Consider the following 21,341-nt stretch of genomic DNA (forward strand, 5'->3'; position numbering starts at 1 on the left):
GCCGATGGCCATCAGAGCAGTTCTCTTCGACATGGACGGCACCCTGCTCGACACGGCGCCGGACTTCATCGCCATCTGCCAGGCAATGCGCGCTGATCGTGGCTTGCCGCCGATCAACGACAAGCACATTCGCGACGAGATTTCCGGCGGCGCCAAAGCCATGGTCGCGGTGACGTTTTCGATGGATCCGGAATCGCCGGGTTTCGAAGAACTGCGCCTGGAGTTCCTCGAGCGCTATCTGGTCGGCTGCGCCGTGCACAGTAAATTGTTCGACGGCATGGGCGAACTGCTCGCCGACATCGAAAAGGCCAACCTGATCTGGGGCGTGGTGACCAACAAGCCGCTGCGCTTTGCCGAACCGATCATGCAGCAGTTGGGGCTGGCCGAGCGTTCGGCACTGCTGATCTGCCCGGATCATGTGAAGAACAGCAAGCCGGATCCTGAGCCGTTGATCCTTGCCTGCAAAATGCTTGATCTGGATCCGTCGACAGTTCTGTTTGTGGGCGATGATCTGCGCGATATCGAATCAGGGCGCGATGCCGGTACGAAAACCGCTGCGGTGACGTTTGGCTACATTCACCCGGACGACAACCCACGCCATTGGGGTGCGGATGTGGTGGTGGATCATCCGTCGGAGTTGCGCAAGGTGCTCGATAGCGCGCTTTGCAGCTGCTGAAACCTGACGCAGAGCGTCATTGGCTGCATTCCCACGCGGAGCGTGGGAACGATCTGACTCTTAATGAGGTTTTTATGTTTGATTACTCCGCTCGTCCCGAATTGCTCAAGGATCGGGTCATTCTGGTCACCGGTGCCGGTCGTGGCATCGGTGCGGCGGCCGCGAAGACCTACGCCGCTCATGGCGCCACCGTTTTGCTGCTGGGCAAGACAGAAGCCAATCTGACCCAGGTTTACGACGAGATCGAAGCCGCTGGCCACCCGCAACCGGCAGTGATTCCGTTCAACCTGGAAACCGCCCTGCCCCATCAGTACGATGAACTGGCGGCAATGATCGAGACCGAGTTCGGCCATCTCGACGGCTTGCTGCACAACGCCTCGATCATCGGTCCACGCACACCGATCGAGCAGTTGTCCGGCGAAAACTTCATGCGCGTCATGCAGGTCAACGTCAACGCCATGTTCATGCTGACCAGCACCCTGCTGCCGCTGCTCAAGCTGTCGCAGGATGCATCGGTGGTGTTCACCTCCAGCAGCGTCGGCCGCAAGGGCCGCGCTTATTGGGGCGCTTATGGCGTGTCGAAGTTTGCCACCGAAGGCTTGATGCAAACCCTGGCCGATGAAGTCGATGGTGTGGCGCCAGTGCGCTCGAACAGCATCAACCCGGGTGGTACACGCACCAGCATGCGTGCTCAGGCCTATCCGGGAGAAAACCCGCTGAACAATCCGACGCCGGAAGAAATCATGCCGGTATACCTGTACCTGATGGGCCCGGACAGCACCGGCATCAATGGTCAGGCATTCAACGCGCAATAACTGCCATACGTCGCATTTGTTGCCGCGGCAGATTCCTGTCGCGGCAGGCATTTGCCGCTTGAGAGCGTCACAATCCAGTCAATTTTCCAGCACCCACCGCCCACCATCTAAGCCAAACTATTGATTTAACAAGGTTTAAATAAAAACGAACCGAATGGCACGACTTTCGCTCTAATTTTCTTCAAAGCAAGCCGCGTGAAGGCAATGGGGCGAGGCCGATTTCGATAGCTTACTAATCGTCATCAGGCAGACTAAACTTACGCCAAACGTCCTACGGGACTGATGGATCAGTATGACGCGCAGCCCATAGCCGCTCTCACCCAGCCTGTAAGACAGACTTACCGCTAAGGGTTCACGCCATATGAAATCACCCTCCCAGACCAATGCAATTGACTTTGACAGTGCCAAATTGCAACGCCTGGGCTTTGGTCAACTGCCTCCCCTCCTGGAGCGACCGGCCAGTCTTGCGCAATTGCGCCAGCAAATGAGCCTGCAACTGCAAACCAGTCTTGAGCCGCAACGTATCCTCGGTCTGTTTTTCCGCGAAGTTCAGCGCCTTGTCCCTCTCGATGCCCTGAGCTATGTGCACCAGGGCAGCGACCTGCGCCTGGAGTTCGGCACTCGCGGTCACCATTCGATCAGCTATAGCCTCAGCCACGAAGGCGAGCACATGGGCGAACTGATATTCCGCCGCAACCAGCGCTTCAACGAACTGGATCAGGGCAACCTTGAATCGCTGTTGTCGTCGCTGCTGTACCCGATGCGCAATGCCCTGCTCTACCGCGCCGCCACGCAGAGTGCCCTGCGTGATCCGTTGACCGGCGCCGGTAACCGCATCGCCATGGAGCAGACCTTGCAGCGCGAGATCGATATGTCGCGTCGGCATGTGCAGCCGCTCTCGGTGCTGATGCTCGACATCGATCACTTCAAACGGGTCAACGACAGCCATGGTCACAGCGCCGGCGATGACGTACTTAAGGCCATCGCCGCGACAATCAAGGCGCAGTTGCGCAACGTCGACATGGTGTTTCGTTACGGTGGCGAAGAGTTTCTGGTGCTGCTGTCCAATACCAGCCGAGATGCGGCCGCAATGGTCGGCGAAAGGCTGCGTTATGCGACGCAGGCAGCGGAATACTATGCGGATGGGCAGTTGATCGAATTGACTGTGAGCCTGGGATGTTCGACGTTGTTGCCGGGCGAATCGGCCGACAGCTTGCTGCGCCGCGCCGACAGCGCGTTGTATGTGGCCAAGCGTGAAGGTCGCAACCGGTTGGCCATGGCGGGCTGACTTTCCAGACACCCCAAAACTACTGTAGGAGTGAGCCTGCTCGCGATGACGATCTGACATTCAACACTGATGTTGACCGACAGTCCGCTATCGCGAGCAGGCTCACTCCTACATTTTTACGCGGTGTATCAGCTCTCGACTACCGCCCTGCGCTCTCGGTTGACCAACAAGCGCTCCGACGTTTCCAGTTGCATGCAACGCTCCAGAAACAGATACATGTAGTCGTAGCTCTTGCACACCGCCTGACGCAGCTCGCTCTGCAAAGCCTTGCTCGGGTTCATACCGGCCAGCGTGCAAATGATTTCCAGCGCTTCCCATGGATGGGCATCGTCGTACTGCGCATGCATCTTCAGCCACTTCATCGCCCGCTTGCGCTCCTCCTCGGGAAACGCTGCAGCATACACTCCAGTGGAACAGACCAGCGCCGACCACTCCCCGGTCGCGCCTTCGATTGCATAGTTGGTGGCAGCGATCGCGACGATCAAAGAGTCAGCGGAACTGGTGTGCCAGCACCAATGACTCAAGGCATGCAGTTCGGGCGGCACGTGCTGGGCCTGAAGGTCTTCCAGGCTGACGCCATGTGCGCGACTCCAATGCACCCAGTAATCGGCATGGTTGAGCTCAACGCGGATATTGCGCATCAGCCAGCGGCGCGCCATGTCCTCACCGGGGTGACGGGCAAACCTGGTTTTGGTCAGGTTCTGCGCCATGTACAAGGCGAACTGCTCGACGACCGGCCAGCCGCCGATCAAGTACTGACGCATGGTTTTGGCACTGAGCTTGTTATCACGCATGCGCATGTACAACTCATGTTCGACAACCCGGCGTTTGCTCTCGCTGCAATCCTGGATCAACTGTTGTGCCCAGGCAGGATAACTTGCAGCTTCCATGAGTGGTCCGGTTCGGTTGAATGTGTCGATCACTGTTCGGCTCCTTTTGATTTGTGATTGTAAGGATCGGCAAGAGACTTCAACGGAACGTGCCAGGCGCCTTGAACAACAGCGGCTGCGGTCTGGCGGGCCGACTTTGCAAACTGTCACAGGTAAACAACTGTGGGCGTTCTATAACATACCCTTGAGCGTAATCCACACCAATTTCAAGCAATGCCTGCTCGATCTGGGTTGTTTCAACAAACTCGGCAATTGTCTGCTTACCCATGACATGCCCGATGTGATTGATCACTTCGACCATTGCGCGGTTAATCGGGTCGTCCAGCATATCCTTTACGAAACTCCCGTCGATCTTCAGGAAGTCTACAGGCAAATGTTTCAGATAAGCGAATGAAGACATTCCGGCGCAAAAATCATCTAACGAAAAGTAGCAACCTAAGCCTTTGAGTTCATTAATAAATCTAATTGCACTCCCAAGATTTGCAATTGCACTGGTTTCTGTAATTTCAAAACAAATCATTTCAGGCGGTATTGCGTAGTTAACAAACTGCTCGCGCAGAAAGTGCAAAAACGCGTCATCTCCTATAGTAATGCCTGACAGATTAATCGCACACATTGCTAAAGGACCTTCATGTTCTTGCGCAATACATTGAGCAATAACCTTGAATACGTTCTGAACTACCCAACGGTCCAGCTGACTCATCAACCCATAACGTTCAGCAGCAGGAATGAAACTGTCAGGCAGAATCATTCGCCCGGCTTCGTCGTGCAGACGCAAGAGAATTTCGATGTGCCCGCCCTTGCTGTCACTCGGCTTGAGTGGCGCGATTTCCTGGGCGTACAGACAAAAGCGGTCTTCTTCCAGCGCCATGTGCAGACGCTGCACCCAAGCCATTTCACCAAAGCGCAGCGACAGCTCGGAATCGTCGGCGTGGTAAACCTGCACGCGGTTACGGCCCTTTTCCTTGGCCATGTAGCAGGCCATGTCGGCAGCGCGCAGTGAGGCCTCAAGGGTCGTCGGGGTCTGCGCAACATGTACCAGACCAATACTCACCGTGGTCAGGAATGGCCGCCCTTTCCAGACAAAATGCAGATTCTGCACAGTCTGGCGCAGCGCTTCGGCGATTTTCTCCGCCGCCTCCGGTGCGCAGTTCTCCAGCAGAATGCCGAACTCATCACCGCCAAGCCGCGCCAGCGTATCGCCCTCACGCAGTCCTGATTGCAGCAGCGTGCAGATGTGCCGCAACAGCTCATCGCCCGCCGCATGGCCGCAGGTGTCGTTGACCAGCTTGAACTGATCGAGATCGAGGAACATCAGCGCATGCCGTCCGGGCTGGCGCGTGAGGTTGTGCAACGCCTGTTCGAGGCGATATTCGAATTCGCGACGGTTGGCCAGCCCGGTCAACGCGTCATGGGTGGCCTGCCACGACAGATTGGCGATGTATTGCCGTTCCTGAGTCATGTCATGCAGCACCAGCACCGTGCCGCTGACCTTGCCGGCGTTGCGGATCGGCGCGCCGACCAGCGTCACCGACAATGTCGTGCCATCCAGACGCTGGATCAGTTTCGAATGTTCGCTGCCGCCACTGAGTTTGCCGCTGAGAATGTGCTCGATCAGCGTCAAGCCCTCAGCCTGGGCATTATCGTCGAGCAGATTGAACAGCGCCGCCAGCGGCAAGCCGGCAGCCTGCTCGGCTTTCCAGTGGGTCATGGCTTCGGCGGCGGGGTTCATGTAATCGATCGCGCCGCTGACATCGGTGGTGATGACGCCGTCGCCAATCGAATGCAGCGTGACGTGTGCGCGATCTTTCTCCAGTTGCAGTGCCTGGGCGAAGGCATGGCGCTGCTTGAGCAATTTATGCGTACGCAGCAACGCCAACACAATCAGGCCCAGCGCCGTGGCCAGATTGGTGAACAACAGCAAGCGCAGGATCATCCGCGAGCCTTCACCCAACGCGTCGCTAAAGGCCATGGCTGCCGGCGTGACGCCGTCATTGATGGCGAAAATCCGTGCCTTCCAGCGCTGGATGTCGGCCGGTGTTGCGCTGTTCTCTCTGATGTACTGGTGCATTTCGCGGGCGACATTGTCCAGTTCGACCAGATACGCATCGCCCAGCGTCCAGCGGTCGATGGCGGTTTCCAGATAGCTGAAATGACGAAAGTTGAGGTACAGCCAGATCAGGCTCGAAACGTCATCCGGGTGATTGCCGCCCTTGAGGATGCCATCGCGCGCGGCCTGCAAATCCGGTGGCTGGTGATCCAGCGCCAGACGCAATTGATGCCCGCCCTGCGGCACGGCAATCGCAGTCTGATACTTGAGGTATATCGCTTCGTCGCGGCTGTCGGCATACAGGTTGAGGTAATAGATCGCGTCTTTCTGGCCCTTGGACCACAGACTTTCGCCAGCGACATAACCGCGAACGGCCGACAGAACGTAAAGACTCACGCCCCCCAACAATGCCTGAAACAGCACGACGGCAATAAATGGCCAGACGATGCCCAACAACCGTGGCGTTCCGAGAGTCCTTTTTTGCTTCATGAGGTCCTTTGCGCACGCACTGCCATCATCAAAGAGGAGATCGCTAACCTAGCCTAGGGGGCGATCCCCCTTCCGGCAAGCAGGACACTTCAACTCGCGATACATATGTACCGCACCGAGAGCACAGAATACTTTGACACTGACGGCCATCGAACACTTCTGAGCCGCTCCCCATGAACTTACCGGTAACCCCGCAGCAACGCCACACCGCTCAACAGGCCGAATACCGCGCAATGATCGCGGCGATGCGTGCTGTGCACAGCGCAGCCACCTCGCTGGAGAGCTTTTACCTGTCGCCGCAAGCCCATTCTCGCCTCGGCCTGGCACACGATCATGCGCAACGCCTGTTTCTTGCGCTGATCGAGGACGCCGGCGACCCGCTGCTGACCCGGCAGCTGCAAGCATCGAAGGGACTCACCTACGTCAGCGCTGCGGCCGATCATTGCCGCTTCACCACTTCCAGGGGTGATGACGGTGATGAGGTTTACACCATCAAGGACGTGACCCAGACGACTGGCAAGATTCGTCAGTTCCAGCGCGCGTTGCTGAGTATAGGTGGACACCTGCGTTCCAACAGGCTGCTGCCATTGGCGCAGCTTGTGAGTTTTTCCGGCTTTACGCTACCCGCCGAAAAGGATGCCTCTGGCTTGGCCCGGCTGATCGACGAGGTCGAGGAACAACGCGCCAGCCATCGATTGAACCTGCCAAACAGCCCGCAGTTGGCGGCATTGATGAGCGGCGACGACATCGCGGTTATTCACGATGTGATCGGGGCGTTTCTCAGCGGTAAAGAGCTATCGCTGATCAACTACCTGGCCAGAGAAGTCACGCCTCCCTACACGCTCAAGCAACTGCAAACCCTGCCTGCAACCTGTCTGGAACGCCTGCTCGACACACCATCGGCCCAACGCCTTGGCCAGCGTCTGCTGCAAACACTGGGTTGGTACGGCGCCCTCCCCGATGAACAGACGATTCCCGACATCGCTGCACATCTGTTTCTGGAAGCATTGCGCCTGTGGTACGACGTACCCCGACAGGGCCATTCGATGCAGGTTGCCGGGTATTCGCTGGAACCACGCCATCACTATGGGAAAAGCTACGCAGACATTCGCGAGGAATTTTTCCAGCATCTGGAAGAATCGCAACAAGCCTCGACACAGGCTGAAAAGGCTTTATTGGGATGGGTGTGCCTGGCGCAGTTTCCCTTCGATTTTCAGGTTCGCGGTATCCCTGATGATCTGCCGTACGGGGCTTCGGCGGTCTGGGTCAATTTCGTGCACGGCGTGCAACTCGCGCATGCCCTCGACCCCGAATCGTTGCAACAAATGACCTTTCAGCAGTTGATCGACTTGCCGATGAAAAAAAGCGCAAACGCCAACGCCGAGCTGATGACCGTGATTACCTTGACCCGAGTTGCGGCCGCACAGACTTGGGCCATGGCAACCGGCGCACGGCCAGCGGCCGAAACTGACGACGATCAACCTTTCGGGCACGACGCCCTGCAGGCGCTGGAGGATCATAAAGCGCAACTGAACGAAGCGATTCTGTGTCTGGATATCGAGCCGCCACAACGGCTGGCACTGGCCAAACAGCAATTGCATCGAGCGCTTGCCAACGACCTGTACGACCACACCAGGATTCACCTCAAGCGCCATCACCATCAACCGCCAAACCGAGCCCGGCGCAGCATCTTTGACACTCCCGACGTGACGTTGCCAATCTGGCCATTGCTGGAGGTCTATGCATCCGGCGGGCTGGAACCCGACACTCGGTGGTATGTCAGCGATAACGGCAAGACCACCAGTGAATGGATCAGCCTGTCGGCAGACCGAACGCTGAGGAGCGGCTTTATCAACGCCAAAGGCCCTGGTCAGCCGCTATCGCGCTTCCCGCACATGAGGACCTTGCCCGATATCAAATCGTTGTTCGACAAGCAGTTCAAGGGTTACCTGCGCAAGCTCATGAATGCCTATGAGTACCTGATAAAAACACAATTGGTCACCCTGCCATGGGCAGACCGCCAGGCGCTGGAGCACGGCGAAGTGAGGGCTTACTGTCTCAGGGATCAGGCCCACAACATCGCTGGTCGTTCGGAATCGCCCGAAAGCATGCAACTGCAGCGGGCGCGCATGGGCTTTATTCTGCGCGCGAGCTATCGGGGTTCTGAGCATTTTTACGAATGTCTGCCGCGCGCCGGTGTGATACGCAAACGCGGGGATGTGTCCGTCTCGCATCTCGACGGACTGCTGTCGCGAAGGCCTCCGCCAAAAGACGGAAAAATCCAGGACGAAGGCCTCGCCAGGGTCCACCTGCACCGCCTGCCATTCGATTTGAACGCCCACAAGAAAGGTTCGGTCCCCAAGCGCGGTGCTTTTTGTCTCGCCGTTCTCGACCCGCTGGGCGACGCTCTTGCCCCTTCGGCTATTCCCGAGGCACACCACAACACCTGGGCAAACCTGACGTTTACCTCGGCGAGAACCGTGCAGATCAGCGCGCTCGTCGCTACCGATCATTTGTATGTCGATGAGAAGGCGTTGTACAGCGAAGCGTGGGGAGAAACCCGCTTCGAACGCGAAGGCCTCAACAAGCACTGGATACATGCACTGAAGGGATTTATCCCGTTCTGGGGCAGCCTCGAAGACCTGCATTCGAACGATCCCGGCAAACGTGCGCTGGGCATCTTTGGATTACTCCTCGACATCGTGTCGTTCGCGATTCCCTTGGGCAAGTTCGTCGCCGGCAGCATCCGTCTCGCCGTCGTAGCCGGCAAAATGGCCATACGCGTCGCGCTGCCAAGCATGGCGCAGTTGTCTAAAAAGCTATTGCTGTCCAGCCTGAACAACCTCAACCCCCTGGATGCCGCGCCGGCCCTGCTCAGCCTTGGTGGCAAGGGGTTGACCAGCACTGTGCGGGCCGTGATTCATCTGGAAAAAAAGGCATTATCGCGACTCAAACGCCTCGCCGGCACAAGCGCTGAATATGACCTGCTGCACAGTCTTCCCCAAGCACTCGACGTCGGTCGCTGGAAACCCTTGAGCCACTCGGACCAATTGGCCGCGGTCAAAGGCATCGATGACGTTCCGGTGCGCAACGTTGCCATCAGCGACTTCAGTTATCACGTGCTGGACCCGCTGTCGGAGCGTCCATTTGGCCCACGGTTGACGCGCCAGGAGCATGATTTTGCTTTGGGGCGCTCCAGCTACAACGGCATGGACAAAACGGCCAATCAGATCACCATCAAGCTACCCGAAAAAACCCGTGTGCAACACTTGCCTGAAGCTGACGGACACCACACCGTGCTGATCGACGACGCGCCGTATCGGCTCGACGGCGAAGAACTGCGGCGGGTCGATCTGATCGATGACAGCCGAAACTGGACGTTACTACCCTGCCGGCCGCGACGCGCACCTGGGCGCCAGGACGACTGCCGCGTCAGCTACACCACGGGCGAACCGGCACCGACTCCAGCCCTTGGCACGGTGGACAAAGACAAAGGCTACGCCCCATGGTTCGGCGACAGGATCTCGGAACCGGCCGCGCTGGCCAGGCAAAACGGTACCTTTCTGGCGGTCGACGCCAAGCTGTACCGAATCCTCGATAACCGCCCGACGCTGTTCAGAGATGATCTCGCCCGCCTTGGATTCAGAAATGGCCGGCTGATACCCAGGCAGCAGATTCAGGCAACATTGCAATTTCGCAAAGGGATTTTCGCCCGCGTAAAGACCGGCGGGAGTTATGACGGGATCAATGACACGCATCAGATCGGAGCGATTCTGGTCCCCGCCATCGACGATTCGGCCTCTTACGTTTTCCTGCGGATCAACAGCCATGAGTACTATCTGGCGAGCATCCGCAAAGGAGAAATCCCGGGCAACCGTTTGACGTTCAATCGCCTGTCGCCTGCCGAACTGGCCAACGACACACTGGGCGCCGAACTACTGACGGTTTACACCGGATCGCTGCACGCCAACAACATCGTGCGCATCCATGGGCTCGAAGCGGTGCAGCGCGCCATGCATACCATGGAGCAGATCGCTATTCCCATCGGCACCAGTGCGCTACCGGCGAACAATATGAAATGGCTGAAAGTCGACACCAGTCCGGGGGAGGCGTTGATGTTCGATCACTCCACTCGAATGATCGTCACCCGATTGCCCGAGGGTGCCGCCACGTGGGCACGCAGCAAAGAAGCGCCAGAAGCCTTTCGATTGAAAACCGCGGAAATATTCGACACGCTGTTTCTGTCACCGACCATCAACCCGGCCAATAGCAGCGCGGCATTGCGCATCGACGGCGCGATGCAGAAGTTGCAAAACCTGCTGCCCATGCGCGAACGCCCGCTCAACCCACGCAACATCGCATTCGCCGAAGTCACCACCGCCAGCGGCCAGCGGGAAATTTACGTCAGCGTCTCCGGCGCACAGGGCAGCACCCAGCGCCTGCCGTTGTTTCGGCACATGGGCGGCGAACATGTGCGGATCGGGCAGACTACCTACATCAATATCGACTACAACTCTGCCTTCCCGCGCACATCTCTGGAAGTGACCGAGCAAGGTCAACTGCTGGCGGTGCCACTGACCATCAAGGAGCTGAAAACCTACCAGCCGACACAGACCAGCCGCCCCACTTCGCTGGACAGTGAAAGCAAGCTGATCAGTGTGATTCGCGAGAAATACCCGGACCCGACGGAAATTCGTGCAATCGACATCGCCACGACCATGCGCCCGTGCGAGTCCTGTTCAGTGGTGATGAAGCAGTTCGGTCATGACGGTGGGGACGCCGCACTGCAAGTGCTCTGGGGTTGATTACAGGCGCTGCAGATGCCCGTAAAGCTTGGCGTACAAGCCACCATCGGCAATCAGTTGCTGATGGTCGCCATCCTCGGCCACCTGGCCGCCATCGAACACCAGCACCCGATCCGCCTGCTTCACCGCCGACAGGCGATGGGCAATGATCAGCGTGGTGCGGCCATTGAGAAAGCGTGCCATGGCCTGATGCAGGTTGTACTCGGTGGCAGCGTCGAGGGCTGAGGTGGCTTCGTCGAGGATCACCACTTTCGGCTCGGCAAGGATCATCCGCGCAATGGCCAGACGCTGACGCTGACCACCGGAAAGGCGCACGCCGGAGCGACCGACGATGCTGTCGAGACCGTCCGGCAAGGCCCGAATGGTCGCTTCCATCTGCGCGACTGCCAATGCCTGCCAGCACGCTTCGTCGCTGCGGGTGCGGCCCATGGTCAGGTTGGCACGTACGGTGTCGTTGAACAGCGCCGGGTGTTGCAACACAACGGCGACGTTCTCCCTGACCAGTTCCAGGCCGATTTCCTGCTGGGTCGAACCACCGAAGCGGATGGTTCCCGCCAGTGGCGTATAAAGCCCCAACAACAATTGCACCAAGGTACTTTTGCCGCCGCCACTGGCACCGACAATCGCCACTTTCTCGCCGGGTGCGATGGACAGGTTCATCTGGTCCAGGACCAGCTCATCGCCGTAGCCAAAACTCAGTCCTTGCACCTCTATCCCCACGGTATCGCGGCCCTTGAACGGATCTACGCCACCAGGATATTGCGGCTCGTCGGCACGCGCGAGCAACTCGTTGATCCGCGTCAGCGCTCCGCCGGCTGCGTAGTAGGCGTACTGCAGATTGAGCAACTGTTCGACCGGGCCGATCATGAACCACAGGTAACTGAACACCGCGAGCATCTGCCCGATCGACAGGTCGGAGAACAGCACGGTGAGCATCGCCGCCGCGCGAAAAATATCGATGCCGAACTGGAACAGCAGACCGCTGGCGCGATTGGAGGCGTCGGTTTTCCATTGGGAGTTGACCGCGTAGTTGCGCACTTCCTGCGCACGCAGACCGAGGCGCCCGAGGAAGTAGCCCTGGCGATTACCGGCGCGCACTTCCTGGATCGCATCGAGGGTTTCGCTCAGCGCCTGAGTGAAGCGCGACGTGCTGTCGTTCTCGAGTTTCTTCAGGTGTTTTACCCGCTTGCCCAACTGCACTGTGGCGTAGATCACCAACGGGTTGAACAGCAGAATCAGCAGTGCCAGCTTCCAGTGCATCCACATCAGGATGCTCGCGGTGCCGACGAGGGTCAGCATCGCCACCAGAAAACGGCTGAGGGTTTCGCCGACGAACTTGTCGAGGGTATCCAGATCAGTGACCAGGTGCGTCGTCACCGTGCCGCTGCCAAGGCTTTCGTATTCACCGAGGGAAATCCGCTTCAGCCGTTCAATCAGACGCACGCGGATGCGATAGACAATGTCCTTGGCCAACCGTGCAAACAGCCGCGCCTGCAACACACCAAAACACAACGCGCTGCAACGCAGAGTCAGCGTGACCACCAGCATCAGGCCGATATAGCCCGCCGCCTGCTGCCACATCGTGGGCAGCACGTGGTTCATCACTTTCAGTGCTGCATCGCCGTGGCCGAGCAGGACTTCGTCGACCAGCAACGGCAACAGCAACGGGATCGGCACGCTGCACAGCGTCGCCAGCACGGCCACGCCGTTGGCGATCCACAGGGATTTTTTGTGATGCAGTGCCAGACGCCGGACTTCTGCCCAGCTCAGCCGGTCGACACGCTTTACGGCTGGAGTGTCATCGGCCAGGTCAGACACAGGCCGCACGTTCCAGCCAGCGACCGAGCAAAGGCGAGAGTTCGCTGAGTGGTTGGTAGCCGTTGGTCAGCAGCGCCAATTGACCATTGCGCTCGGCGAGCAAGGTCGGGAATCCGGCGATCCCCAGATCCTGCACCCAACTGAAATCGGCCTGGGTCGCCTTGTGTTGATCGGCATGATCGAACAGCGCGGCAAATTCGATACGCGGGACGCCGGCCTGCTCTGCCAGCTCCACCAGCACACTGGCCTGGGTGACATCGCGACCTTCAGCGTAAAACGCCTGCTGGATCAGTCCGACCAGGGTCCACGCGCAGTCCGGGGCCAGACTGCGCGCAGTAACGATCGCCCGGCAGGCCGGTTCAGTGTCGTAGACAAAACCGTCGGGCAACGCGCCTTCGAACTTGAACGGCTGGCCAGTGGCCTCGGTGACCGCTTGCCAGTGTTCAAGAATGTAGCGACGCGTGGTCGGCTCCAGCGCCGAACCACTGCCGGTGCGCAAACCGCCAACCACCAGATGCAACTCGACCCCGGCTGCTTGCGCCTGCTCGACCAATGCCTTGGCCACCGGAGCAAAACCCCAGCACCATGAACACATCGGATCCATCACATAGAGCAGACGTGCAGACATGGTTAAGCCTCGGTGGATGCTTGCTTGTAGTTGTAGCCGATCGGGTGCGGCATGTTGCGCGCCTTGGCCAGTTCGATCTGCTTCTGCCGATCAATGGCGCTGCGCCGGGTCTTCTCGCTCAGTTTGTCCCAGCAATGCGGGCAACTGATGCCGGCGACGTAATGCTCGGAGGCGCGATCTTCAACGCTGACCGGTGTGCGGCAGGCATGACATTGATCGTAGTCGCCTTCGCTGAGGTCGTGACGCACGGTCACGCGGTTGTCGAACACGAAGCAGTCGCCCTGCCACTTGGTTTCTTCCTGCGGCACCTCTTCGAGGTACTTCAGAATACCGCCCTTGAGGTGGTAGACCTCTTCGTAGCCTTCGCCGAGCATGTAGCTCGAGGCTTTTTCGCAGCGGATGCCGCCGGTGCAGAACATCGCGACCTTCTTGTGCACGGCCGGGTTGAAATGCTCTTTGATGTAGTCGGGAAATTCGCGAAAGCTGGTGGTTTTCGGATCGATGGCGCCTTCGAAGGTGCCGATCGACACTTCGTAATCGTTGCGCGTGTCGATCAACAGCACTTCCGGGTCGCTGATCAACGCGTTCCAGTCTTGCGGATCAACGTAGGTGCCGACCTTTTTGTTCGGGTCGACGCCTTCGACACCGAGGGTGACGATCTCTTTCTTCAGTTTGACCTTGGTGCGATAGAACGGCTGCTCGTCGCAGTACGACTCTTTGTGATCGATGTCGATCATGCGTGGGTCGTTCTTCAGCCAGGCGAGCAGGCCGTCGATGCCTTCGCGGGTGCCGGACACCGTGCCGTTGATGCCTTCTTCGGCGATCAGCAGGGTGCCTTTGATCTGGTTGTCGACCATCGCTTGCAGCAGGGGCTCGCGCAGGTTGACGTAATCTTCGAGGGTGACGAACTTATACAGTGCCGCCACGACAATCGGTTGTGTCATGGGTATTTCTCCAGGTGGCTACCCTCGCAAAGGGTGAACCGGATTGAAAAAAAAACGCGCCGGGTGAGCGGCGCGTTGCGGATTCTAGCAAAAAACCGAAGCTTAATGCTTGCTGCCGCCGGCACAGGTTGGCGACGCCGGAGCGGCGCCGATCTCTGCCCATTCCTGCGGGGTGTAGGTGTGCAGCGCCAACGCATGGAACTCGCCCATCAGCTCGCCGAGCGTGCCGTAGACTTTCTGGTGGCGCTTGACCCGGTTCAGGCCGTCAAACTGCGCGCTGACCACCACTGCCTTGTAGTGCGTCTGCAACCCGCGACTGTGCATGTGGCTTTCATCCAGCACTTGCAGATGTTCGGGCTGAAGCAGGGCCAGCGTCGATTCGATGCGTTGTTGCATGGTCATCACGAACTCCGCTTACTTCTTCTTGGCCGGTGCAGCTGCAGGAGCCAGCTCTTTGGTCATGTCGTCGAGCAGCTTGTTGACGACCGGTACGGCGCTTTCCAGTTTGGCCTGGGTCATCTGGGCCGATTGCTGCGTCAGCTGCGGCATTTTTTCCAGCACTTTCTTGCCCAGTGGCGACTGGTAGAACGCGACCAGATCCTTCAGCTCCGATTCGCTGAAGTTGGTGGTGTAGAGCTTGACCATGTCCGGCTTCAGCTTGTTCCAGCCAATGGCCTGGTCGAGCGCGGCGTTGGCCTTGGCCTGGTAGGTTTCCAGAACGGCTTTCTTGGCTTCCGGGGCTTTGGTCTGCTCGAAACGCTGAGCGAACATTTGCTGCACTTGCATGTACACCGGAGTGCCCAGCTTGTCAGCGTGCGCCAGGGTCAGAAAAGCTTCAGCACTGGCGTTGTGGCTGGCGGTATCGGCAAGCACCTGGCCGCTGGCGCAAACCAGTGCAACCGCGGTGCAGATGGCACGAAGACGAGTCATCGAGTTTCCTTTTCAGCTAGGCGAGGTCAAACCCCAAGGGCGACCATTCTGCGCCTAAAAAACGCTGCGGCTCAACCCCCGAGCCTTGCCGCGCTTGATTGGCCGGGTTTTACCGGTCAACAATCGGCTCGATGGAACCACCACGGCCGATGCCGGCCTAAACTGCGCAAACAGACCAACAGGAGTGTGCACGATGAGCCGTATCGAAACCGACAGCCTGGGCCAGATCGAAGTCCCGGACGACGCCTACTGGGGTGCTCAGACGCAACGCTCGCTGATCAACTTCGCCATCGGTCAGGAGCGCATGCCGTTGCCGGTGCTGCACGCCCTGGCCCTGATCAAGAAAGCCGCCGCCCGCGTCAATGACCGCAACGGCGACCTGCCCGCCGACATCGCCCGCCTGATCGAACAGGCAGCCGACGAAGTGCTCGACGGTCAGCACGATGACCAGTTCCCGCTCGTCGTCTGGCAGACCGGCAGTGGCACGCAGAGCAACATGAACGTCAACGAGGTGATCGCCGGTCGCGCCAACGAACTGGCCGGCAACCCGCGCGGCGGCAAGACGCCGGTGCACCCCAACGATCACGTCAATCGCTCGCAAAGCTCCAACGACTGCTTCCCGACCGCCATGAGCATCGCCACCGCGCAAGCCGTGCAGGAACAATTGCTGCCGGCGATCGCCGAGCTGTCCGGCGGTTTGGCCGAACTGGCCGCGCGGCACATGAAACTGGTGAAAACCGGGCGCACGCACATGATGGACGCGACGCCGATTACCTTCGGTCAGGAGCTGTCCGGGTTCATAGCGCAACTCGATTACGCCGAACGCGCTATTCGCGCCGCACTGCCAGCGGTGTGTGAACTGGCTCAGGGCGGTACAGCGGTTGGCACCGGGCTGAACTCTCCGCACGGTTTTGGTGAAGCGATTGCCGCTGAGCTGGCGGCGCTGTCTGGTCTGCCATTCGTTACCGCGCCGAACAAGTTCGCGGCGCTGGCCGGCCACGAACCGCTGACCAGCCTCTCCGGCGCACTGAAAACCCTCGCCGTGGCGCTGATGAAAATCGCCAACGACCTGCGTCTGCTTGGCTCCGGGCCCCGCGCAGGTTTTGCCGAGGTGCGGTTACCGGCCAATGAGCCGGGCAGTTCGATCATGCCGGGCAAGGTCAACCCGACGCAGTGCGAAGCGCTGTCGATGCTCGCCTGTCAGGTGCTGGGCAACGACGTGACCATCGGCATTGCCGCCAGTCAGGGTCACTTGCAGTTGAACGTGTACAAACCGGTGATCATCCACAACCTGCTGCAATCGATTCGCTTGCTTGCCGACGGTTGCAGCAACTTCCAGCAGCACTGCATTGCCGGGCTGGAGCCGGATGCCGAGGTCATGGCGCGACATCTTGAGCGTGGGTTGATGCTGGTGACGGCGCTGAACCCGCACATCGGCTATGACAAGTCGGCGGAGATTGCCAAGAAGGCTTACAGCGAAGGACTGACCTTGCGTGAGGCGGCGTTGGCGTTGGGGTATCTGACCGATGAAGAGTTTGATGCGTGGGTGCGGCCGGAAAACATGATCGAGGCTGGCGCCAAGGGTTAAAAAGCAAAAGATCGCAGCCTTCGGCAGCTCCTACATGCGACCTGTGTAGGAGCTGCCGCAGGCTGCGATCTTTTGATCTTCAGGCCATACGCATCCGCCGCGCCCTGAGCCCGGCAATCAACGACGGCCCCAACGCCACCAGCGCCGAGCCCAACACCACCAGCACCGCCCCGCCATACCCGAGCCCGTTGATCTGCTCGGCATGCACGTATTCCGGCCAGATCCGCGCCGCAATCGCCACCGCGCCAAACGTCACCAGCGGCGTGATCGCCAACGTCGCACTGACCCGCGATGCCTCCCAATGGGCCAGCGCTTCAGCAAATGCACCGTAGGCAATCAACGTGTTCATGCAGCACGCCAGCAGCAGCCAGCCCTGCAGCGGGTTCAGACTCAGTGCTTCGAGCGGATGCACCCACGGCGTCAGCAATAACGCGCAGAACAGGTAGATCACCATCATCACCTGCAGCGAATTCCATACCGTCAGCAGTTGTTTCTGGCCCAGCGCATAGAACGTCCAGACCGTCGACGCCAGTAACACCAGCAAAACACCAGCGGTGTAATCCGACAGCGACGTCAGCAACTCCGCTAGCCGTTGATTGAAGAACAGCACAAACCCGATCAACAGCACCACCAGGCCAATGCCCTGGCCGATGCTGAAACGCTCCTTGAACACAAACAGACTGGCGATCAGCAACATGATCGGGCCCATTTGCACCACCAATTGCGCGGTGCCGGGGCTGAGCAGATTGAGGCCCATCAGGTACAACACATAGTTGCCAACCAGGCCGAGCACTGCCATCAGCACCAGCCAGCCGCCCTTGGGCCCGAGCACTTTGCGACTCGGCAGGCGCTTGACCGAAGCCAGATAAATGAACAGGCAACCACCGGACACCAGCAGACGAAACCAGGTCACCGTGACCGGGTCCATCACCATCAGGACTTGCTTGAGTTTGATCGGCAGGATGCCCCACAGAAACGCGGTCAGCAGCGCCAGGAACAGACCGTAGACCCAGCGACCGGATGAAATGTGCATGGAAACCCCAAAAGCCTGCTGACAAGTGCGCTCATTCTAGGCGCGCTACCTGGCCCGACACAGGGACAGTTGCGCTCAGGACGCGAATGAAACTGTGCAGGTCGCAGCATTTAATTGACGCGTTGCCGTTGATCGGCTGAGCGCGCGCGCCAAGTGCTTCACGCATAAGCTCATTGGATCCCTTCCAGCACAGCAGCCAAGGAGACCGATCATGTTAGGAATGCGCGCCCGCGACAGCGCCCCCGAAATGCACTTTCGCAGCGACCGGGTGTGCCGGGTCAATGGCGAACTGTTTTTCAGCACTCGGGAGAATACCCTTGAGGGGCCTTTCGACAGTGCCGAGAAGGCTGAGCAGGAAATAAAGGCTTATATCGCGCGGATGCAGCTTCTGGATTCCAATCGGACAACCGGTTGATGCCATCGCGAGCAGGCTCACTCCTACAGGGGAACGCATTCCAACTGTAGGAGTGAGCCTGCTCGCGATAGCAATCGACAGGTCTGCAAAACTCTTTTTGCCCTAGCGCACTGCCTCAAACAACCCCGTCGCCCCCATCCCGCCACCCACACACATCGTCACAATCCCATAACGCAAATTACGCCGCTGCAACTCACGCACCAGATGCCCGACCTGCCGCGATCCGGTCATGCCGAACGGGTGACCAATGGAAATCGAGCCGCCATTGACGTTGTACTTGTCGTTGTCGATCTCCAGCCGATCCCTGCTGTACAGGCACTGCGAAGCAAACGCCTCGTTCAATTCCCACAGATCGATATCCGCCACCTGCAAGCCCTTGGCCCTGAGCAGTTTCGGCACCGAAAACACCGGACCGATGCCCATCTCGTCCGGCTCGCAACCGGCCACGGTAAAGCCACGGAAAAACGCTTTCGGCTTGAGCCCCAGTTGCAAGGCTTTCTCCAGGCTCATCACCAGTGTCATCGACGCACCGTCGGACAGCTGCGACGAGTTGCCCGCCGTCACCGAACCGTCTTCGGCAAATACCGGTTTCAGCCCGGCGAGGCTTTCGTAGGTGGTGTCCGGACGGTTGCAGTCGTCGCGATCGACCACGCCGTCGAGGATCTGCACCTCGCCGGTGTTCTTGTCCTCGACGCGATATTTCACCGCCATCGGCACGATTTCATCGTTGAACAACCCGGCGGCCTGCGCCTGAGCGGTACGAATCTGACTTTGCAGGGAATAACGATCCTGCGCCTCACGGCTGACGCCATAGCGCCGCGCGACCACTTCGGCGGTCTGCCCCATCGTGTAATAGATGCCCGGCGCCTGCTGTTTGAGCAGCGGATTGATCAGGTGATCGGTGTTGACGCTTTTCATCGTCAGGCTGATTGATTCAACGCCGCCGGCGACGATGATGTCGCTGCAGCCCGAAGCAATCTGGTTGGCAGCAATCGCGATCGCCTGCAGGCCCGACGAGCAGAAACGGTTGAGGGTCATGCCGGCGGTGCCGGTGCCCAGACGCGACAGCACCGCGACGTTGCGGCCGATGTTGTAGCCCTGCGCACCTTCGTTGGAGCCGGCGCCGACGATGCAATCTTCGACGCTGGCCGGGTCGATGTCGTTGCGCTCAAGCAGGGCGTTGACGCAATGAGCCGCCATGTCATCGGGACGGGTCTGGTTGAACTTGCCGCGAAAGGATTTGGCCAGGCCAGTCCGCACGCTGTCGACGATCACCACTTCACGCATGGCATACCTCATTGTTGTTGTCGGTTGAGAGTAGACCGAGCATAAGTCCACCCGATTACCGACCGCGACAATCATTCACCCCGCGTATGCGCGTCTATCGGCTCAGTCCTTGTGTTTCTTCGCGCGCTTGTCGGATTTCTCGAAGGCGTCTTCCAGCGCACGGTTGATCGTGCGCAACACTTTGACCCGCGCCCAGCGCTTGTCATTGGCCTCGACCAGGGTCCAGGGCGAGATTTCGCTGCTGGTGCGATCGACCATATCGCCCACGGCGGCGCGGTAATCGTCCCATTTGTCACGGTTGCGCCAGTCGTCTTCGGTGATCTTGAAGCGCTTGAACGGGATTTCCTCACGCTCCTGGAAACGCTCCATCTGCGTGTCTTTATCAATGGCCAGCCAGAACTTGACCACGATCACTCCGGCGTCAGCCAGTTGCTCTTCGAAGTCGTTGATCTCGCCATAGGCGCGCAGCCAGTCGGCGGGTGTACAAAAACCTTCGATACGCTCCACCAGCACTCGGCCGTACCAGGAGCGGTCGAACACGGTGAACTTGCCGCGCGCCGGAATATGTCGCCAGAAACGCCACAAGTACGGCTGCGCGCGCTCCTCTTCGGTCGGCGCAGCAATCGGCACGATGTTGTATTGACGTGGATCGAGCGCCGCCGCAACTCGACGGATCGCTCCGCCCTTGCCGGCCGCGTCATTGCCTTCGAACACCGCGACCAGTGCGTGGCGACGCATGCGTTTGTCGCGCATCAACCCGGACAACCGCGCCTGCTCGGTGATCAATTGTTCCTCGTAGTCCTTCTTGTCCAGACGCTGGGTCAGGTCGAGGCTGTCGAGCAGGTTGAGGTGATCCACCGGTGTACCCAGCGGTGCGGCGCTGACATCATGCGGATGAACGTCCGGGCGCTTCAGCGCACTTTGCAAACCCTCGAGGAGAATCTTGCCAACGGCCAGGCTGCGGTAGTTGGCATCCATGCCTTCGATGACATGCCATGGCGCGTAGTCGCGACTGGTACGGCGCAGCACACGTTCACCATATTTGACAAACTTGTCGTAGGTTTGCGATTGCTGCCAGTCCAGCGGGCTGATGCGCCAGCTGTGCAGAGGGTCGTCGGCCAGTGCTTTGAGCCGCGCTTTCATCTGTTTCTTGGACAAGTGAAACCAGAACTTGAAGATCAGCGCGCCTTCGTCGCAGAGCATCTTTTCCAGGCGTTCGGCACCAGCGATAGCCTGATCCAGGCGCGGATCCTTGAACAGCCCATGCACCCGCCCCTGGAGCATCTGGCTGTACCAATTGCCGAAGAAAATCCCCATCCGCCCCTTCGCCGGAAGCATCCGCCAATAGCGCCACGCCGGTGGCCGCGACAGTTCTTCATCGGTCTGCTGATCGAAGGTGCGCACCTCGATCAGGCGCGGGTCCATCCATTCGTTGAGCAACTTGACCGTCTCGCCCTTGCCCGCTCCTTCGATGCCGTTGATCAGGATGATCACCGGGAAGCGCTTCTGTTGCTGCAATTCGAACTGCGCCTCCAACAGTGCTTCACGCAGCGCGGGGACGGCGGCCTCGTAGGTGTCTTTGTCGATGGCGTGACCGATTTCTGCGGATTCAAACATGGGACGGCTCCTTCCAGGGTTCAGCAAGACTAGCGGATGATGACAACCTCTGAACAGATCGCAATCTG

Annotated in this window: 16 protein-coding genes; 6 read left to right on the plus strand and 10 right to left on the minus strand. The window is 59.2% G+C overall.

Going from position 1 to position 21,341, the window contains the following annotated elements; genetic code table 11:
• Positions 1–4 precede the first annotated feature (4 nt).
• The 3 genes from mupP (at position 5) to AK821_RS21245 (ending at position 2,779) form a co-directional block, all read left to right on the plus strand.
• Positions 5–676 (plus strand): N-acetylmuramic acid 6-phosphate phosphatase MupP, encoded by a 672-nt coding sequence (gene mupP, locus AK821_RS21235; RefSeq protein ID WP_038364376.1) that lies wholly within the window; start codon positions 5–7, stop codon positions 674–676.
• 74 nt (positions 677–750) lie between these two features.
• Positions 751–1,491 (plus strand): YciK family oxidoreductase, encoded by a 741-nt coding sequence (locus AK821_RS21240; RefSeq protein ID WP_025113079.1) that lies wholly within the window; start codon positions 751–753, stop codon positions 1,489–1,491.
• Between the two features lie 361 nt (positions 1,492–1,852).
• Positions 1,853–2,779 carry a GGDEF domain-containing protein gene (locus tag AK821_RS21245; protein WP_064391448.1) on the plus strand — a complete coding sequence of 309 codons (927 nt, stop codon included), beginning with the start codon at positions 1,853–1,855 and terminating at the stop codon, positions 2,777–2,779.
• 128 nt (positions 2,780–2,907) lie between these two features.
• Here the strand turns inward: AK821_RS21245 and AK821_RS21250 are convergent, their stop codons facing one another.
• Both AK821_RS21250 and AK821_RS21255 read right to left on the minus strand, forming a co-directional pair.
• Positions 2,908–3,669, minus strand: coding sequence for a TenA family transcriptional regulator (locus AK821_RS21250; RefSeq protein ID WP_371920174.1), 762 nt, complete (start codon positions 3,667–3,669; stop codon positions 2,908–2,910).
• 79 nt (positions 3,670–3,748) lie between these two features.
• On the minus strand, positions 3,749–6,208 hold the full coding sequence (locus AK821_RS21255; RefSeq protein WP_064391450.1) for an EAL domain-containing protein: 2,460 nt from the start codon (positions 6,206–6,208) through the stop codon (positions 3,749–3,751).
• Positions 6,209–6,381: 173 nt separating this feature from the next.
• Between AK821_RS21255 and AK821_RS21260 the strand changes: the two genes are divergently transcribed.
• Complete coding sequence (locus tag AK821_RS21260) at positions 6,382–11,013, plus strand: deaminase domain-containing protein (RefSeq protein ID WP_064391451.1); 4,632 nt, start codon at positions 6,382–6,384, stop codon at positions 11,011–11,013.
• Here AK821_RS21260 and AK821_RS21265 read toward each other — a convergent pair whose 3' ends face one another.
• The 5 genes from AK821_RS21265 to AK821_RS21285 all read right to left on the minus strand — a co-directional run bounded on the left by AK821_RS21265 (position 11,014) and on the right by AK821_RS21285 (position 15,333).
• Entirely contained in the window at positions 11,014–12,831 is a 1,818-nt protein-coding gene (locus AK821_RS21265) for an ABC transporter ATP-binding protein (protein WP_064391452.1), read from the minus strand.
• Entirely contained in the window at positions 12,824–13,426 is a 603-nt protein-coding gene (locus tag AK821_RS21270; protein ID WP_177330972.1) for a DsbA family protein, read from the minus strand. The genes AK821_RS21265 and AK821_RS21270 overlap by 8 nt, the downstream gene beginning before the upstream one ends.
• Before the next feature lie 35 nt (positions 13,427–13,461).
• Positions 13,462–14,403 carry an oxygen-dependent tRNA uridine(34) hydroxylase TrhO gene (gene trhO / locus AK821_RS21275; protein ID WP_064391454.1) on the minus strand — a complete coding sequence of 314 codons (942 nt, stop codon included), beginning with the start codon at positions 14,401–14,403 and terminating at the stop codon, positions 13,462–13,464.
• Between the two features lie 102 nt (positions 14,404–14,505).
• A complete protein-coding gene (locus AK821_RS21280) occupies positions 14,506–14,805 on the minus strand; it encodes a BolA family protein (RefSeq protein WP_064391455.1) in 300 nt (99 codons plus the stop codon).
• Positions 14,806–14,817: 12 nt separating this feature from the next.
• Positions 14,818–15,333, minus strand: a complete 516-nt coding sequence (locus AK821_RS21285) for a DUF2059 domain-containing protein (RefSeq protein ID WP_064391456.1) — start codon at positions 15,331–15,333, stop codon at positions 14,818–14,820.
• A 193-nt stretch (positions 15,334–15,526) separates the two neighbouring features.
• Here AK821_RS21285 and AK821_RS21290 point away from each other — a divergent pair, with 193 nt between their 5' ends.
• The gene (locus tag AK821_RS21290) at positions 15,527–16,921 is read left to right on the plus strand and encodes a class II fumarate hydratase (protein ID WP_064391457.1); all 1,395 of its coding nucleotides are present in this window, start codon (positions 15,527–15,529) and stop codon (positions 16,919–16,921) included.
• 79 nt (positions 16,922–17,000) lie between these two features.
• Here AK821_RS21290 and AK821_RS21295 read toward each other — a convergent pair whose 3' ends face one another.
• Positions 17,001–17,954: a DMT family transporter gene (locus AK821_RS21295; RefSeq protein WP_064391458.1), complete on the minus strand. Its 954-nt coding sequence runs from the start codon at positions 17,952–17,954 to the stop codon at positions 17,001–17,003.
• 211 nt (positions 17,955–18,165) lie between these two features.
• On the opposite strand from AK821_RS21295, the gene AK821_RS21300 reads away from it, so the two are divergent.
• Positions 18,166–18,369 carry a DUF6316 family protein gene (locus AK821_RS21300; protein ID WP_064391459.1) on the plus strand — a complete coding sequence of 68 codons (204 nt, stop codon included), beginning with the start codon at positions 18,166–18,168 and terminating at the stop codon, positions 18,367–18,369.
• A gap of 102 nt (positions 18,370–18,471) precedes the next feature.
• Here the strand turns inward: AK821_RS21300 and AK821_RS21305 are convergent, their stop codons facing one another.
• Both AK821_RS21305 and pap read right to left on the minus strand, forming a co-directional pair.
• Entirely contained in the window at positions 18,472–19,656 is a 1,185-nt protein-coding gene (locus AK821_RS21305) for a thiolase family protein (protein ID WP_064391460.1), read from the minus strand.
• Positions 19,657–19,758: 102 nt separating this feature from the next.
• Complete coding sequence (pap, locus tag AK821_RS21310) at positions 19,759–21,273, minus strand: polyphosphate:AMP phosphotransferase (RefSeq protein ID WP_064391461.1); 1,515 nt, start codon at positions 21,271–21,273, stop codon at positions 19,759–19,761.
• Between the last annotated feature and the right edge of the window lie 68 nt (positions 21,274–21,341).

Origin of the sequence: Pseudomonas sp. RIT-PI-r (genome assembly GCF_001297015.1) — a bacterium.
Taxonomy (GTDB): domain Bacteria; phylum Pseudomonadota; class Gammaproteobacteria; order Pseudomonadales; family Pseudomonadaceae; genus Aquipseudomonas.

What these genes read in the sequence shown, in the direction of transcription:
- mupP (WP_038364376.1), top strand. Translation starts at nt 5, where the DNA reads ATGGCCATCAGAGCAGTTCTCTTCGACATGGACGGCACCCTGCTCGAC.
- AK821_RS21240 (WP_025113079.1), top strand. Translation starts at nt 751, where the DNA reads ATGTTTGATTACTCCGCTCGTCCCGAATTGCTCAAGGATCGGGTCATT.
- AK821_RS21245 (WP_064391448.1), top strand. Translation starts at nt 1,853, where the DNA reads ATGAAATCACCCTCCCAGACCAATGCAATTGACTTTGACAGTGCCAAA.
- AK821_RS21250 (WP_371920174.1), bottom strand. Translation starts at nt 3,669, where the DNA reads ATGGAAGCTGCAAGTTATCCTGCCTGGGCACAACAGTTGATCCAGGAT.
- AK821_RS21255 (WP_064391450.1), bottom strand. Translation starts at nt 6,208, where the DNA reads ATGAAGCAAAAAAGGACTCTCGGAACGCCACGGTTGTTGGGCATCGTC.
- AK821_RS21260 (WP_064391451.1), top strand. Translation starts at nt 6,382, where the DNA reads ATGAACTTACCGGTAACCCCGCAGCAACGCCACACCGCTCAACAGGCC.
- AK821_RS21270 (WP_177330972.1), bottom strand. Translation starts at nt 13,426, where the DNA reads ATGTGTTCATGGTGCTGGGGTTTTGCTCCGGTGGCCAAGGCATTGGTC.
- trhO (WP_064391454.1), bottom strand. Translation starts at nt 14,403, where the DNA reads ATGACACAACCGATTGTCGTGGCGGCACTGTATAAGTTCGTCACCCTC.
- AK821_RS21280 (WP_064391455.1), bottom strand. Translation starts at nt 14,805, where the DNA reads ATGACCATGCAACAACGCATCGAATCGACGCTGGCCCTGCTTCAGCCC.
- AK821_RS21285 (WP_064391456.1), bottom strand. Translation starts at nt 15,333, where the DNA reads ATGACTCGTCTTCGTGCCATCTGCACCGCGGTTGCACTGGTTTGCGCC.
- AK821_RS21290 (WP_064391457.1), top strand. Translation starts at nt 15,527, where the DNA reads ATGAGCCGTATCGAAACCGACAGCCTGGGCCAGATCGAAGTCCCGGAC.
- AK821_RS21295 (WP_064391458.1), bottom strand. Translation starts at nt 17,954, where the DNA reads ATGCACATTTCATCCGGTCGCTGGGTCTACGGTCTGTTCCTGGCGCTG.
- AK821_RS21300 (WP_064391459.1), top strand. Translation starts at nt 18,166, where the DNA reads ATGTTAGGAATGCGCGCCCGCGACAGCGCCCCCGAAATGCACTTTCGC.
- AK821_RS21305 (WP_064391460.1), bottom strand. Translation starts at nt 19,656, where the DNA reads ATGCGTGAAGTGGTGATCGTCGACAGCGTGCGGACTGGCCTGGCCAAA.
- pap (WP_064391461.1), bottom strand. Translation starts at nt 21,273, where the DNA reads ATGTTTGAATCCGCAGAAATCGGTCACGCCATCGACAAAGACACCTAC.